Origin of the sequence: Pseudoalteromonas sp. NBT06-2, from assembly GCF_002276045.1 — a bacterium.
Taxonomy (GTDB): Bacteria; Pseudomonadota; Gammaproteobacteria; order Enterobacterales; family Alteromonadaceae; genus Pseudoalteromonas.
Map to the genome: position 1 here is coordinate 1 of NZ_NQMR01000062.1, position 16882 is coordinate 16882.

11 protein-coding genes and 1 riboswitch are annotated in these 16882 nt (G+C 34.7%); of the genes, 5 read left to right on the plus strand and 6 right to left on the minus strand.

Annotation, left to right across the window (positions count from 1 at the left end; genetic code table 11):
* Positions 1-189: 189 nt before the first annotated feature.
* The 4 genes from lysC to CJF42_RS13175 all read right to left on the minus strand — a co-directional run bounded on the left by lysC (position 190) and on the right by CJF42_RS13175 (position 7077).
* Positions 190-1533, minus strand: coding sequence for a lysine-sensitive aspartokinase 3 (lysC, locus tag CJF42_RS13160; protein ID WP_095367124.1), 1344 nt, complete (start codon positions 1531-1533; stop codon positions 190-192).
* 78 nt (positions 1534-1611) lie between these two features.
* Positions 1612-1809, minus strand: a riboswitch (Lysine riboswitch).
* A 102-nt stretch (positions 1810-1911) separates the two neighbouring features.
* Complete coding sequence (gene nhaD, locus CJF42_RS13165) at positions 1912-3168, minus strand: sodium:proton antiporter NhaD (RefSeq protein ID WP_095367125.1); 1257 nt, start codon at positions 3166-3168, stop codon at positions 1912-1914.
* 254 nt (positions 3169-3422) lie between these two features.
* Positions 3423-5474 carry a S9 family peptidase gene (locus tag CJF42_RS13170; RefSeq protein WP_095367126.1) on the minus strand — a complete coding sequence of 684 codons (2052 nt, stop codon included), beginning with the start codon at positions 5472-5474 and terminating at the stop codon, positions 3423-3425.
* A 73-nt stretch (positions 5475-5547) separates the two neighbouring features.
* Positions 5548-7077 carry a fumarate hydratase gene (locus CJF42_RS13175; RefSeq protein WP_095367127.1) on the minus strand — a complete coding sequence of 510 codons (1530 nt, stop codon included), beginning with the start codon at positions 7075-7077 and terminating at the stop codon, positions 5548-5550.
* A gap of 212 nt (positions 7078-7289) precedes the next feature.
* On the opposite strand from CJF42_RS13175, the gene pabB reads away from it, so the two are divergent.
* From pabB to CJF42_RS13190, 3 genes are all read left to right on the plus strand, one after another.
* Positions 7290-8657: an aminodeoxychorismate synthase component I gene (pabB, locus tag CJF42_RS13180; RefSeq protein WP_095367128.1), complete on the plus strand. Its 1368-nt coding sequence runs from the start codon at positions 7290-7292 to the stop codon at positions 8655-8657.
* Positions 8658-8793: 136 nt separating this feature from the next.
* Positions 8794-9387, plus strand: coding sequence for an NUDIX hydrolase (locus tag CJF42_RS13185; protein ID WP_095367129.1), 594 nt, complete (start codon positions 8794-8796; stop codon positions 9385-9387).
* A gap of 125 nt (positions 9388-9512) precedes the next feature.
* Entirely contained in the window at positions 9513-10889 is a 1377-nt protein-coding gene (locus CJF42_RS13190) for an L-serine ammonia-lyase (RefSeq protein WP_095367130.1), read from the plus strand.
* 61 nt (positions 10890-10950) lie between these two features.
* Here CJF42_RS13190 and cysB read toward each other — a convergent pair whose 3' ends face one another.
* A complete protein-coding gene (gene cysB / locus CJF42_RS13195) occupies positions 10951-11928 on the minus strand; it encodes an HTH-type transcriptional regulator CysB (RefSeq protein ID WP_095367131.1) in 978 nt (325 codons plus the stop codon).
* A gap of 479 nt (positions 11929-12407) precedes the next feature.
* Between cysB and CJF42_RS13200 the strand changes: the two genes are divergently transcribed.
* Positions 12408-13091, plus strand: a complete 684-nt coding sequence (locus CJF42_RS13200) for a sensor histidine kinase (protein WP_095367132.1) — start codon at positions 12408-12410, stop codon at positions 13089-13091.
* A 95-nt stretch (positions 13092-13186) separates the two neighbouring features.
* Positions 13187-13951, plus strand: coding sequence for a hypothetical protein (locus CJF42_RS13205; RefSeq protein WP_095367133.1), 765 nt, complete (start codon positions 13187-13189; stop codon positions 13949-13951).
* Positions 13952-14029: 78 nt separating this feature from the next.
* Here CJF42_RS13205 and topA read toward each other — a convergent pair whose 3' ends face one another.
* Entirely contained in the window at positions 14030-16735 is a 2706-nt protein-coding gene (gene topA, locus CJF42_RS13210; protein WP_095367134.1) for a type I DNA topoisomerase, read from the minus strand.
* Positions 16736-16882: the final 147 nt, after the last annotated feature.

Genomic DNA, 16882 nt, shown 5'->3' on the forward strand with positions numbered 1-16882 from the left:
TTAATTCACCGAGAATTGCTGGTCTACTTTACCATCACAAGATATAGATGTTGATAACGTTTATGCTATTAAAATTTTCACTGATTTTGAATTAACCACTATTAATAAGCGTAAAAAATCAGCAAAAACAGTTCATTATTAATGTGAAAATCTATAAATAATTTTATCCTCAAAGCCTTAGAAATCCTCTTAAGCTTCTAACAAACGACTATGAATTGATTGAACTATATGATCTGAGTTTGATTGCTCCACTAGGAAACATAAATTATGTTTGCTTGCACCATGACATATCATACGAATATTAAAATCCGCAAGAACATGCATCAAATTAATTTCCTCTTGTTGTAATTGAATTTGTGAACCTATTAAAGCAATAAGCGTTAGGTTATTTTCAACACTCACATGACAAAATTCAGAAAGCAGATCTAAACATTCTTGTTCTAACTCAGGTCGACTTGCATTTGGTGCATTATCTAATGTTAAAGCAACACTGATCTCCGATGTGGTTACTAAATCAACAGAGATATTATATTGAGCCAAAATCGTAAACACTTTTGCTAAAAAACCACTAGCCAGTAACATTTCAGGACTTTTTAATGTTAATAATATTTGATTCTTTCGTTGTGTAACAGCTCTGATCCCACTATGTCGCGTCTGTGATTTTTCTATCCAAGTTCCACCTTCATCAGGCGCTCTGCTTGAGCCAACAAAAACAGGAATTCCTGCTCTACTTGCAGGTAATATCGTTGCTGGGTGTAATACTTTCGCCCCAAATGTTGCCATTTCAGCTGCTTCATCAAAACTCAATTTTGCAATGGGTGTCGCTTTACTACAAAGTCTTGGATCTGTTGAAAAAATACCAACAACATCTGTCCAAATATGTATTGCTGATGCATCAATCGCTTCTGCAAATAAAGCTGCACTATAATCTGAACCACCGCGCCCTAAAGTTGTTGTATTACCTTGCTGATCTGAACCAATAAAGCCCTGTGTTACTAATACTTTGGTACTCAACAATGTGGTTAAATTAGCAGAGGCTGCTTTTTTAGTTGCACAGATATTAGGCGTTGCTTTACCAAATTTACTATCGGTTTTAAGTACATTTCTTGCATCTAAACGTACAGCATCTATATCCACCCCTCTCAAAACCTGAGTAAATAAATATGAAGAGAGCCTTTCACCAAAACTCAATAATGAATCTTTCTCTTTTTCTGTTGGATCAATATTTCTGGCTAAGTTTTTAAATTTATTAAGAGTTTGATTAAAGCCATCAGCGATATCTTTGTCTAAAGAGAGCTTTTTTAAAATTGAATTTTGAATATTACATACTTGTTCTATATGTTCATTTCGTTGGGTTAACTTTAAATCATTTTGACAAAGTGACACTAAGTGATTTGTGACACCAGCACTAGCGCTAACTGCAACCAACCTAACTTGACTGTTATTTTTAATAATTTGAGCACAGCGCTTCATAGATTCGAAATCAGCAACACTTGTGCCACCAAATTTTGCTACAACATAAGATGAATTCATGGGGTCTCCTAATACTTATAAGAAGAACTTGGCAGGACTAAAATCTAGATACACAAGGTATTAATGATATAAAATGTCTCAGCCAGAAGCTCTCCACCTTATTAAAACTCAACTTTGAGATTTAATACTCGGTGACAATTCTTGAGGATTCAGCCTCAAAAACCGAAAAATTGTTTCACGGTAAACTATTTCTCTCGGCGAAAGTCCCCCTCATTAGTGTTCACTGGACTCCGCTCCTCACACTAATTACCTGGCTTTCGCTCCTCTTCTGTTATTTAAAGAAGTTACATCTTCAAATAAAACCCCGCTATTAAGTGGGGATTAGAAATTTACATTTTAGCCGTCTAGCTGTCAATAATTAATTCAATAGAAATCAAATTAAACGATTGGCATTAAGAATCCGGCTAAATAAGCACCAACATAACCTATGGTATAAGCAATTAATAAATAGAAACTCATTTTCAAATAGCTTAAAAATGTTAGCTCTTTAATTTTACTCATTGCAATAATACCTGCTGCAGAGCCAATAATAAGCATTGAACCACCAACCCCTGTTGCATATGTAAATGCGAGCCATTGTCTTGGGTCCATTGCAATATCAGCTTTAAGTAAAGCCGCTGTAAGTGGTACATTGTCAACTGCAGCGGATAATATACCCATTAAATAGTTAGCATATTCGGGTGCTAAAATTTCATATAACACTGTAAATTGGTTTAATACACCCACTTCTTTCATCGCGCCTACAAGCAATAAAACGCCGACAAAAAATAGTAATGTATCGTATTCAATTTCACGTATGTAATCGATAATTTTTTTATTCACATCTTTTTTTCTCATTAAAAATTGTGCGATTAAAAACATTAAAGATAAGCCGAATAAAAATGTTAATACGGGTGGTACATGGTACAAAACACTTAAAAGCAAAGTTGCAGTAATGGTAGATAAAAATATTACAGCGATAGTAATATCTGTTTTTTCAATTCTTCTATGTGTTTGCGCTTTAAAAGTTAGAATGCCATTCATTCTAAACGATAATAAGGCGGCAAGCACGATAACACTAATCGCTGATGGTACAACCAATAATAATAAGTGCCCAATGGTCACTTTATCTTCAAGAAATATCATTAAAGTTGTTACATCACCTGTGATCAATGAAACACCACCAGAATTTACTGCGAATATAATTAAAGTCGCATATTTGATACGTTTTTTTGCTTCTAGCTTTAATGATAAAACAACTGCAAGTGAGATAAGCGTCGCTGTAATATTGTCTGATATCGATGAAAACAAAAATGCTGAAATACCAATTAAAAACATAAGTTTACGCTCCGAAATCTGCTTTGGTATTACTCTGTGAACTAAGTTTTGTATAAAACCTTTAGAGTTTAAGTAAGCAACAAATGTCATGGCTGACATTAAAAATAACCATAAAGTAGCAATTTCTAATATATTTTCATCTAACTGGTGTTGTACTGCTTCAAAGCTTTGACCATTAATGGGGCAGATAAAGGCGATAATCCAACATAAAGTACCAAAAAACAATGTTGTTTTTGCTTTATTAACATGAATAATATCCTCAATCACAATTAATAAAAATGCGACTGCGACCAGAGACAATATGATGCCAGTTACCATTGGATTTTCAACCTTTTACATAAAATGAAATAGTTACAATACAAATTTGGCGCGCAGTTTAGCACTTAAATTAATAGAAAACTATATCAGGTTTTACTCTAAATTAAGGCTTGAAAGTTAGAGAAGATATATATGGGTAATGTGTGAATATTTATTATATTTTTAGATTAAATTCACATTGATTAAAACATGATTTGGATAATTAAAAAACCAACCTGAAAAGTTAAGGTTGGTTTTAAGTTATGTGATTAAAATTATTTTTGTGTATGTTTTTTCATCCAATCAAAAACTTCACCATACCAATGAACTCTATTATTTTTATTTAAAATCCAATGGTTTTCATCTGGATAAATTACCAGTTTAGACTCAATTCCTTTTCGTTGTAATGTTGTGTACGCACCTAACCCTTGTGCATATGGAACACGATAATCTTTTAAACCATGGATAACTAACATTGGAGTTTTCCAATTTTGAGTAAACGATGCTGGATTAAATGACTTGTAATCTTTTGCATCAGTCCAAAATGGACCTCCCATGTCGTGTTCTGGGAACCATAGCTCTTCCGTACTTTGATAAAAGCTATCCATATCAAATAAACCAGCATGATTTATTAAACAATTAAAACCTTCAGTCCAGTTACCTGCAATCCAATTCATCATGTAACCACCGTAAGATGCACCTAAAGCACAGGCATTATCCGAGTCTAACCATTTTTGTTGCTTTGTGATAAATTCAAACCCTTTTTGTAAATCTTCAAGTGGTTTACCACCCCAATCTCGAGAGATTGAATCCGTAAATTCTTGCCCATAACCCGTTGAGCCATGGAAATCTATCATTACAACACCATAACCTTGTCCAGCCCACAACTGTGCATTCCAACGTGAGCTAAATAAGTTTCCAAATGAGCCTTGTGGACCACCGTGTACTAGAAATGCAATTGGATACTTTTTACCTTGTTGTACTTTTTTCACATCATAGTTCCATGGTTTAACAAAATAACCATGTACTTTTTCATCATTCCAGCCTAAGAAACTAAATTGTTCAAATTCGCCAAATTGCACATTAGCTAGCTTATCTTTATTAATATTAGTTAACTGATTTAACTCTGAACCATCACGATTAACTGAAAATATGTTTTTAGGTGAGTTCAAAGCATGACGACTAAAAATAATTTTATTACCCGCTAAATGTAAATTCTCTGCACTACCATCAGAGTAAATTTTTCTAACATCACCAAAATTTGTACTGATTTCATAAATACTTTTTTGGCCAACATCTTGTGCGATAACATATACTGCACGATTATTTTGAGCAAATGTAAAGCTCGCTACACTGCGGTCCCAAAGTGGCGCAACTTCTTTTAATTCCGAGGTTTTTAGATCTTTTAACATTAATGAAAATTTATCTGCTTCAAAACCTGGTTTTTTCATCGCTAAATACACCATAAAGCGACCATCTTCTGAAAATGAAGGTTGTGAATCCCATGCTTTATTGTCAGGTGTTAAGTTTTCAATTTCTCCCCCCTCAATAGATACCTTGAATAAATCATAGTTTGTTGTCCAAGCTTGATCTTTACTTGGTTTTTTTGCTGAAAAAACAACATTTAAACTATCATATGTGAAAGTTACTTCTTCCATTCCTGCAAAAGGTTTCGCTGGAATATCAGTATCCCAGTCAGGTGTTAAATCTTTAGCTTGAGTCGCTGCTTTTTCTGAGATATCTGTAATAAATATATGACTTCTAAATTCAGTTTTCCAAGTATCCCAATGGCGTACTGGTAATTGTTTATATACTTTTGCTGTATGTTTTACGTTATTATGCTCATTTTTTTTCTCAACAGAACATTGTATTGTTTGACACGTTGGAAATACTTCTAAAGCTAACGCTAATTTTTTATTATCTGGTGATAACTTATAGCCATTTACACTCAAAGCTAAATCAGTTAGAGCCTGTGCTTCACCCCCGTTTAATTTTAATTGCCAAACCTGAGTTGATTGTGTCCTATTCGACAAAAATAAAATGCTATTATTGTCACTTGTCCAAATTACATCTGACTCAGTTGCTGGGTGTGATGTTAATCGCTTGTCTGCTGAATTTCCTTGCAAATCTTTTAAATATAAATCACTACCTGATTGCGTTCTTAAAGCATAAACTAATTTTGAGCCATTGGGAGAAACGCTAATACTATGCAATGAATTCAATGAATTTAGTTGTTCGACAGTGAATGGTACCTTAGTTGTCTCGTTTGCCTGAGGTGACGTAACAAATCCGCCAGCAAGCAGTGATAAAGCGAGTACTTTGTTCATTTTTATCCCTTTAAATTGCACATAAAATAAAAAGCGCCGTAACGCTTTTTATTTTCTTATATTAAATATTAATTTAAGATTTTAGCTTTGAATCTAGCTCTTCAATTTTTGCTTTCCAAATTGCAGGACCTTGAGTATGCGCATTTGAACCTTCGCTATCAACTGCCACTGTAACAGGCATATCTTCTACTTCAAATTCATAAATAGCTTCCATACCTAAATCTTCAAACGCAACAACACGAGCTTTTTTGATTGCTTTAGATACTAAGTAAGCTGCACCACCTACAGCCATTAAATATACTGATTTATTTTTTTTAATAGACTCAACCGTCGCAGGACCTCGTTCTGCTTTACCGATCATGCCAATAATACCCGTTTTTTCTAGCATTAAGTCAGTAAACTTATCCATACGTGTTGCTGTTGTAGGACCTGCTGGACCAACAGCTTCGTCACCTACAGCATCAACTGGACCAACGTAATAAATAAATTTATTATCAAAATCAACGCCTTTAGGTAAGCCTTCACCTGAATTGATCATATCTTGAATACGTTTATGGGCTGCATCACGGCCAGTTAATATTGTACCTGTCAGTAATACCGTTTCACCCATTTTCCATTCTTGGGTACCTTCTTTTGTTAACGTATCTAAATTAACACGTCGTGTATCTTCGCCCACTTCAAAAGTCACTTCAGGCCAATCTTCGAGCTTTGGGGCTTTCAAGTCAGCAGCACCAGAACCATCTAGTGTAAAATGCACGTGGCGTGTAGCTGCACAGTTAGGGATCATAACTACTGGCTTTGAAGCCGCATGAGTAGGAGCTGTTTTAATTTTAATATCAACAACAGTTGTTAAACCACCCAGACCTTGTGCACCTATGCCTAATTTATTAGCACGTTCAAAAATATCTAGACGCATTTTTTCTTCAGTCGTTTCTGCACCACGTTCAATTAATTCATGAATATCCACTGGATCCATTAACGATTCTTTCGCTAAAACAGCTGCTTTTTCAGCAGTACCACCAATACCTATACCTAACATACCAGGTGGGCACCAACCAGCCCCCATTGTTGGCAGTGTTTTTTCAACCCAAGCAGCTACATCATCTGAAGGGTTTAACATGACCATTTTAGATTTATTCTCTGAACCGCCCCCTTTTGCTGCAATCATTACTTCTACTTCAGCGCCCGCGACTAAATCTACATGTACAACTGAAGGAGTATTGTCTTTCGTATTTTTACGAGTACCCGCTGGATCTGCGACAATTGAAGCACGTAATGGATTATCTGTATTTAAATAAGCACGCCGTGTACCCTCGTCAACCATTTGCTGAACTGTTAAATTGGTTTTATCCCATTTAACATCCATACCTACTTTCACAAAACAAGTTACGATGCCGGTATCTTGACATAATGGACGCTTACCTTCAGCTGACATACGTGAATTAATCAAAATTTGTGCAATTGCATCTTTAGCTGCTTTACTTTCTTCACGGTGATACGCTTTTTCAAGTGCTTGAATAAAATCTAAAGGGTGGTAAAAAGAGATATATTGTAAAGCGTCTTCAATACTATCGATTAAATCTTGCTGACGAATAATAGTCATACTGTATCCTTTGTTGCCAGTGACGGAGGCATGTTTTCAATTTATTACATTTTAACTTAACTTAAGCTCAGGTGTCATGATTTTTAGAAAAAACCTCTTTAAAAATAAAATAATGACAAAAGCTAAAGCGACTAAACTCGCTTCTTTTACTTCTATCAGTATAATACCCTTCCATCTAATTTACGCTAAATTTTTAAACTAAAAGACTGTTAATGAAGAAAGATCAATTAATCTGTAGAGAATTAGAAATATCAGATACAAGCTGTGAAGTTTTTTCTCGATTAAGTACACAGCCTTGGGCTATTTTTTTAGATTCTGCCAATTCAGAACACATTAACAATCGCTTTGATATTATTTCAATTAAGCCAGTTAAAACCATCGAAACACGTGATGGTTACTGTTTTATCAATAATGGACTAAGTCAATTATCGCCTTTTGAACTACTCAATGCCCAAATGCAATTTTTTGATTCATTAAAAGCACCTTTTGATTTACCTTTTAGTGGTGGATTACTAGGTCATTTCTCTTATGACTTAGGCAGATATCTCGAAAAAATTAACAATACAGCAAGTAACGATATTTCATTACCTGATATGGCCGTTGGCTTATATCCTGACGCGTTAATTTTTGCTCACAAAACTAATAAATGGTTTTACATAGCACAGCCAAATTACAATCGTCATGCGCTGTATGAAAGATATTTAGCCCAAACTGATCAAAGTGTTAATGCTAAATTCAAATTAGCATCTCCTTGGCAAAGTAATATGACTAAAAGCCAATACACAAAAAAATTCAATACCATTCAAAACTACATAAAATCTGGCGATTGTTATCAAATCAATTTAGCGCAAAGGTTTAGTGCTCAATATCAAGGCTCGCCTTGGCATGCCTATTTAAAACTCAGAGAAGAAAATAAAGCACCTTTTTCAGCTTATATCAACCACCCTAATGGCTGTATTTTATCGGTCTCCCCTGAGCGCTTTATACAGATAAAAGATAGAGCAATTGAAACAAAACCAATAAAAGGCACATTACCGAGAAGTAGCAATCCAATAATAGATAAAAATAATGCACTTACTTTAGCTCATTCTGAAAAAGACCGTGCTGAGAATGTCATGATTGTCGATTTATTACGTAATGACTTAGGTAAAGTGGCTGCTCCAGGCAGTGTAAAAGTACCCGCACTATTTAAAATTGAAAGCTTTCCGGCTGTTCATCACTTAGTGAGCACAGTAACAGCACAATTAGCTGAAAATAAAACAGCAGTAGATCAGTTAGAAGCTGCATTTCCAGGGGGCTCTATAACAGGAGCCCCTAAAATTAGAGCAATGCAAATTATAGAAGAGCTCGAACCCCATAGACGCTCTATTTATTGTGGTTCAATTGGATATCTAAGTTCCTGCGGAAATATGGATACTAGCATTACCATCAGAACTTTGATCTGTGATAAAAAATCAAATAAAATTCACTGTTGGGCCGGCGGTGGAATAGTTGCTGATTCAACTGCAGAAGCTGAATACCAAGAAACATTAGATAAAGTACGTAAGATACTGCCTGTACTTAGTAAAATAAATACTTAAATCATTATATACCCATGTTACTTAAATGTGTAATAAATGCACTCAATACGACCAGTATTGAGTGCTATGATTAATTATATGTGTGATACTAATTTACAATGACATTATTTCTATGTTGAATAAATTAAGGAACTGCATGAATATTCATAAATTTATACCACAATTTCAACTAAATGCTTTAATTGGTGATCATGGATATCCGCATAATGCAGTAAAAAGTTCTGTATTAGTACCGCTATGCGATATAGATGGTAAATTGCATATTTTATTATGTAAACGTCCAAGTTATTTGAAGCATCATCCAGGTCAAATTTGTTTTCCAGGTGGTAAATTTGAACAACAAGACAACTCTCTCAAAGATACTGCATTACGAGAAACCAAAGAAGAACTTGGGATCCCTGAACATGAAATAAATTTACTTGGTCAAATGAATAGCTACTGGACATTAACAGGTTTTGAAATAAAACCTTATGTTGCTCAGATAGATGCAACTTTTACCTTAAAGCCACAAATAAATGAGGTAACTGATACTTTTTTTCTCCCATTTAATAATCTTATCGAAAGTAAAAATTGGATAGATCTCAACTTCACAAAAAATCAAGAGCAAGTTATTTTAAAAGGCTTTATGACAGATTATGGACTTTTATGGGGCGCGACAGCTCAAATTATACTAAACCTTATAAAACAAGTTACTCCTTCTCAGCAGAATATTCCTTTGTTTATTTCATAAATCGATTCGTTTTTTCTTTAATATTTTTTATGATATTGATAAATAAATACAATCGCTATATATGAATAAAATTCATTTTAATACGTTATAATTACTAATCCGTTCTAGGTATTAAGAGAATTTTTATGATCAGTGCATTCGATATGTTTAGCATTGGAATAGGTCCGTCATCTTCTCACACAGTGGGACCTATGCGTGCGTCACGTTTATTTGTTAAATCGTTACAACAACAAGAGCTGATTAACAAAGTAACAAAAGTTAAAGTTGAGTTATTTGGTTCATTAGGCCAAACAGGTATTGGCCATGGTTCTGGCAAAGCGGTTATTTTAGGGCTTGCTGGCTTTGATCCGGATACCATAGATACCGATAAAGTACCTGAAATATTATCAAAGATTGAACAAGATGAAATAATCCAACTTGATCAAACTATCCCGGTTAAATTTCCGAAAAAAGGTGCCGTTGTATTTCATAGAAGAAAAACATTACCAAAACATTCAAATGCAATGGAGCTAATTGCCTTTAAAGGTGAAAAAATAATTCATAGTCAAGTATATTATTCAATCGGTGGTGGATTCATCGTTTTAGAAGAAGATTTCGACAACCAAAAAAATCTTGAATTAGCTAAACGTGAAAAAAAACCAGCTCCTTTTCTATTTAATTCTGCAGATCAACTCGTTAGTCTATGCAAAGAGCAAGGATATAGTGTATCAACTCTTATGATGGCAAACGAGAAAACTCTGAGGTCTGTTGATGAAATAAAAGATGCGCTTTTTAATATCTGGCAAGTCATGAAAGCTTGCATCACAAAAGGTATTGAGACTGAAGGTATTTTACCCGGTGGTTTAAAAGTTAAGCGTCGTGCACCTAGTATATATCTACAAATAAATGTAGAAAGTAATGATGACCCTCTTCGCGCTATGGACTGGGTCGACTTATTCGCCATGGCAGTAAATGAAGAAAATGCTGCAGGAGGTCGAGTAGTCACAGCACCTACAAATGGTGCTGCAGGGATCTTACCAGCTGTTTTGATGTATTATAATAAATTCATTAAAACAGTTGACCGTGATATCGCGACACGTTATTTACTAACGGCAGCAGCTATAGGCATACTTTATAAAAAGAATGCTTCAATATCGGGTGCTGAAGTGGGTTGTCAAGGTGAAGTTGGCGTTGCTTGCTCAATGGCAGCAGGTGCGCTTGCTGAAATTATGGGTGGCAATGTTGAGCATGTTGAAAACGCTGCTGAAATTGGTATGGAACATAATTTAGGTTTAACCTGTGATCCTGTCGGCGGACTTGTACAAGTTCCTTGTATTGAAAGAAATGCAATGGGTTCTGTAAAAGCGATCAATGCCGCAAGGTTAGCGCTTAGAGGTTCTGGCGAGCAAAAGGTATCTTTAGATAAAGTTATTAAAACTATGCTAGATACCGGTAATGATATGAAAACTAAATACAAGGAAACTGCTCGAGGCGGTCTCGCTGTAAATATTATTGAATGTTAACATTCAAATTAAAAAGGTTTGATTAATCAAGCCTTTTTTACATCTTTACTTTAAAGAATGATTACCTCATAGGTAGTTGTATACTTTTAAACAAGGCATCAACTTCATCTTGATTTCTTAATAAACTAGCGCGTTCAACTAACTCTTTAGTCAAATGAGGAGCGAACCTTTCAATAAAATCATACATATAAGTGCGTAAAAAAGTACCTTTTCTAAAACCAATTTTTGTTGTACTTGCTGCAAATAAATGACTTGCATTAATACAAACAAGATCTGTATCCGTAATTTGATCTATCGCCATAGATGCGAGGACACCAACACCTAAACCTAATCGTACATATGTTTTAATTACATCAGCATCAGTAGCAGTAAAAACAATATGTGGTTCTAATCCTCGTTCATTAAATGCTTTATCAAGCTCAGAACGTCCAGTAAAACCAAAAACATATGTAATTAAAGGGTATTTAGCAATATCTTCTATGGTTAAATTATATCGTTTTTTAGCAAGAGGATGTGTTTTTGCTACAACAATACTCCTAGTCCAGTGATAGCAAGGCAACATCACAAGATCTGAATAAAGATGTAAAGCCTCTGTGGCGATTGCAAAATCAGCATCACCTCTGGCTGCTGCCTCAGAAATCTGTGTTGGTGTACCTTGGTGCATATGCAAAGATACTTTCGGAAATTTTTGCATAAAACCTTGGATCACTTGAGGTAACGCATATCGGGCTTGTGTATGGGTAGTTGCAATGTTCAATTTACCTTGATCTGGTAAAGTATGCTCATTAGCAACCGCTTTTATACTTTCAACTTTAGAATGAATTTCCCGAGCTAAGTTAATAATTTCTTTACCAGCAGGTGTTACATGCGTTAAATGCTTACCGCTTCTGCCAAAAATTTGCACGCCTAATTCATCCTCTAGCATTCTTACTTGCTTTGAGATACCAGGTTGAGAAGTATATAAATTTTCAGCTGTCGCTGAAACATTGAGGTTATTATTTAATACCTCAACAATGTATTTTAATTGCTGTAGTTTCATTATGTTTAATTCTCGTATGATTACTTATACTTATAATCCTTTGTGCTTCTTATTCCAAGTGCTATTTGAATTTTTTTACAATTATTTATACTATCCCTTTAAACTATCACTAATTAAACCTAAATTAATACTACGTAAAGATTTAATACGACGATATGAATAATTCATTTAACATGTCTTCTGAGATTTCTTTTTAATAAAAATAACTTTTCTGAGTTTAGAGTATCACTACAAAATATGGCAGAAAGCATTGATGTCTGCCATGTAGATACTTTTAATATTGGTCTAGAGCAATCTAAATTATTTATACAATAAAATGAAAAAAACTATAATCGTCAAAAAATGTTGAGAATTAAACAGCAAGATTATTTCATGGCCAAAATCTTTTCAATCACATATACCCGTAATACTTGAAAATTCATGTTTCAGAGCATAGGCATAAAAGCACTGTTAGTGATCAAAACTGGAAAAATAAAATAATGAAAGATACCAAAATAGATTTTTCAATCGTACTAGGTGCAAGTATGCATGATATGAAAAACTCATTATGCATGCTATTACAATCAATCGATTTAATTAATGAAAAAATTGATCATGATAAACAAACGCGTGCTGAACTTGCACAAATACATTATGAAATAGCCAGAGTAAATTCTAATTTATTACAGTTGCTTGCACTTTATAAAAATAATAATAAAAATTTACCACTGAATGTTGAAGAGTATTATATAGATGAAATGATAGATGAACTCTGGGCAAAAAATGAAATGTACATTGATAATAAGCAAATTACATGTACTTGTGAGGTTGAAGATGATCTTACTTGGTTTTTCGATTTAGACTTAGTAAGTAATTTACTTAATGATATTCTGGTAAATGCACTAAGATACACACATTCAAAAATTATCATAACAGCTAAAATTGTGGACTCTATTCTTGAGATTAACATTTATGATGATGGCAACGGCTATCCACAAAGCATGATTAATTCACCAACAGACCAAATGAATTCTACTAAACTTGTCAATAGCCGTACTGGTTTAGGATTATATTTTGCGACATTAATTGCAAATGCCCATACGACTAACGATTTACAAGGCAGCATAGAGTTAAATAATGGCGGTTTACTAGGGGGGAGTATTTTTACTTTAAAGATACCTTAGAATTAAATTAAAAATTCATCATCTAAATTGGTATAAGTAACTATATTTATGTAAGATTAAGTTTTATTATCCGTTTTATTTAAAGAGATGCGCATATGATAGTTTCTATCATCATTGTTTTAATAGTTGGCTTAATAGTCGTAGCCGTTTGGGTTAGCGCTATGCAACAGCATAAAGAAAAACAAGAAATTGAACGTAGGCAGGAATTGACAAAGCATAAAAAAATAATTGAAGAAACTGAATCTATTTTAATGAATTCATCAAACCTCCCCATGTCCAAAGCAATTATTGCAGTTATGCAAAAAAGAATATTTGATTCTTTAAAATTAATGTCTGAGTTATCCCCGACCTCAAAGGAAATAAACAACCGCTTACGTGAGGCTACTGAAAGAGGAGCCAACCCTCAAGCTGGTGACACTTCAGCTACAGATAAAGTCGTATTACCTGATAATGAAAAACAAATAATAAGCCTAATACAAGGTATTAAAAAATTACGTAACGTACTCCGTGCAGAACACTCAAAAGGTCGAGTAGATACACAGATATTTTTATCTGAAGATAAAAGATTAGAGAAAATTCAACTAAAAATTAACATAGATAGCCAAGTTAAACGCGGGAATGCAGCACGTTCAGCGAACATGTTAGGTTCTGCGAGACAATATTTTGAAAAAGCACTAATTACCTTAAATTCTCTTTCATATACAGATGATTATATAAACGCAAAACGGACTGAATTAGAAGGTTTTTTAACAAAAATCACTACCGATTTAAAGGCAACTAATGCAACTGATGCGAAAAAGAAAAGTGAACAAGAGCAAGATGATTTAGACGTATTATTTGCGCCAAAAAAGAAATGGTAATTCATAACCAATATCTCTCAAAAATATAAAAGCCACATTACTATAAGCAATGTGGCTTTTATATTTAAATAAGTTAAATTAACTCTCTTTATTTACTGTTTCTTTCTTTTTAGTCGGTGCTTTTTTCTTAGCAGGAGCCTTTTTTTTCACCGGGTCTTTTTTAGTTTTAGCTTCTTCTACCCACTTATCATCAATAAATTTAGCAGTCCATCCTGTCGCTTTACCATCGATTTCAGTCATTACATACTGTGACTTAGCTTTACGACTAAAACGCACAACAGCTTCATTACCATCTGGGTCTTGAACTGGTGCATCTGCCAAATAATAGAACTTAGCAGAAATGCGATCTCTAAACCTTTTTAGTTCGGAAACCTTAGGTGCTCTTGTTTCTCTTGATTTAGGGAAACTTGAAGCTGCCATAAATATTCCTGCTGCACCATCTCTTAAAACAAAATATGCATCCGACTTCTCACATGGTAACTCAGTTAAGTGTACAGGGTCTTCTTTTGGCGGAGCCGCTTCACCACTTTTAAGAAGTTTACGTGTATTTTTACATTCTTCGTTAGTACAGCCAAAATACTTGCCAAAACGGCCTGACTTTAATTGCATGTCGTTACTACACTTATCACATTCAATTAAAGGACCATCATAACCTTTAATTTTAAATGTGCCTTGCTCTACAATAACACCTTCACAACCTGGATTATTACCACAAACATGTAACTTACGCGTCTCATCTATTAAATATGAATCCATCGCTGTTTCACATTTTGGACAGCGTTTCATTTGTCGTAAACTTTCTGTTTCAGCATCATCAGAATCAACTGCAATCGCTTCATCACCTGAGACCAAGTTCATGGTTTGTGTACAACGCTCTTTTGGTGGCAGGCTATAACCTGTACAGCCTAAAAAGACACCAGTTGAAGCGGTACGTATACCCATTTTACGCTCACATGTAGGACAATCAATATCAGTTTCAACCATTTCATTCAATCTCATCCCCCCTTCCGTTTCTTCTTTTGAAGCGACTGTAAGTTGTTCTGAGAAATCAGCATAAAAATTATCTAGTACTTGAGTCCAAATACGCTCACCTTCAGCAATATCATCAAGCCTGCCTTCCATTTTTGCAGTGAAGTCAAAATTAAGTAGATCGGGGAAATTTTCCACTAATCTGTCATTAACAATTTCACCCATTTTTTCAGCAAAAAAACGTTTATTTTCTACACGTACATAACCACGATCTTGAATTGTAGAAATAATTGCGGCATAAGTAGAAGGGCGACCTATACCACGCTTTTCAAGCTCTTTCACTAAACTTGCTTCACCAAATCGTGCTGTTGGTTTTGTAAAGTGCTGAACAGGATCAAGTTGTGTTAAATTAAGTTTATCTCCAATTTCAACTGCAGGTAATGCTTGTTCTTCCTCATTCTTTTTACGCACTGCTGGTTGCACTTGTGTCCAACCAGCAAATTTTAGTACACGACCTTTCACTTTAAGTTCATAACCTGCAGCTTCAACTTTAATAGTCGTCAAATCATATTGTGCGGGGGTCATCTGACAAGCAACGAATTGTCGCCAGATTAACTCATAAAGCCTTTTAGCATCAGCTTCCATTGAATCTAAATGACCAGATAATATTTCAACATTTGAAGGACGAACAGCTTCATGCGCCTCTTGTGCATTTCCTTTAGAACTATAATTAATGGCAGTTTCAGGTAAATAATTGGAACCAAAATTAGATTCGATATACTCACGACAATTTACCACAGCCTCTTGAGATAAGTTGGTAGAATCGGTACGCATATAGGTGATATGGCCCGCTTCATACAATCTTTGTGCCATCATCATAGTCTTTTTAACACCGAAGCCTAAGCGGGTACTAGCCGCTTGTTGCATTGTAGATGTGATAAATGGTGCACTTGGTTTGCTTTTACTCGGCTTCTTATCATTCGCTTTCACAATGAAATCAGCTTTTTTAAGCGCATCAACGGCTATTTGAGTTTGCGCTTCTGTTACAGGTTTAAATGCTTTTTCATTAAACTTAGTGACAGCTAAACGTAATGCATCTTCTTTAGTTGTCACATCAGCATGTAAGTCCCAAAATTCTTCTGGAATAAACGCCTTAATTTCGCGTTCTCTTTCTACCAACAAACGTACCGCAACAGATTGTACTCGACCGGCAGATAAACCTCTGGCTACTTTTTGCCAAAGTAACGGAGACACCATAAAACCAACCACACGGTCTAAAAACCTTCTTGCCTGCTGTGCAAATACCATGTCGGTATTAAGCTCACCAGGTGCCTCAAAGGCTTGTTGTATGGCGTTTTTTGTTATTTCATTAAATACAACACGTTTGTATTTCTCTGGCTCACCACCTATAATCTCTTGCAAGTGCCAAGCGATTGCTTCCCCTTCTCTATCCAAATCGGTTGCGAGATAAATAGTGTCAGCGGTTTCAGCAAGTTTTTGTAATTCTTGTACAACTTTTTCTTTTCCTGGCAATACTTCATAATATGGTTTCCACCCTTTTTCAGGATCGATCCCCATTCGGGTGACCAAATTTTTATAATCTCTTTGCTTTTTATAGGCTCCTTTTTCTTCAACACCCATTTTTCGAACCTCAGCAGGCGTTTTTGAAGCGGTAGTTTTCTTTTTACCTGAACCTGAAGTCGGAAGATCGCGAACATGTCCAACACTGGACTTAACAACAAAGTTCTTACCTAAATATTTATTTATTGTTTTAGCCTTTGCTGGAGACTCTACTATTACTAACGATTTGCCCATGAGAACCTATATGTGAACAATAATTATTCAAAAGTTAAATTAATACCCTATTAGGGCTGTATTATTAAAGGTATATCTATAAAGTGCCAGTGTTACAAGAAAAAAATAAAAAAAAATTGTATAACTGGCTTGAATTGTTAGTTTTTT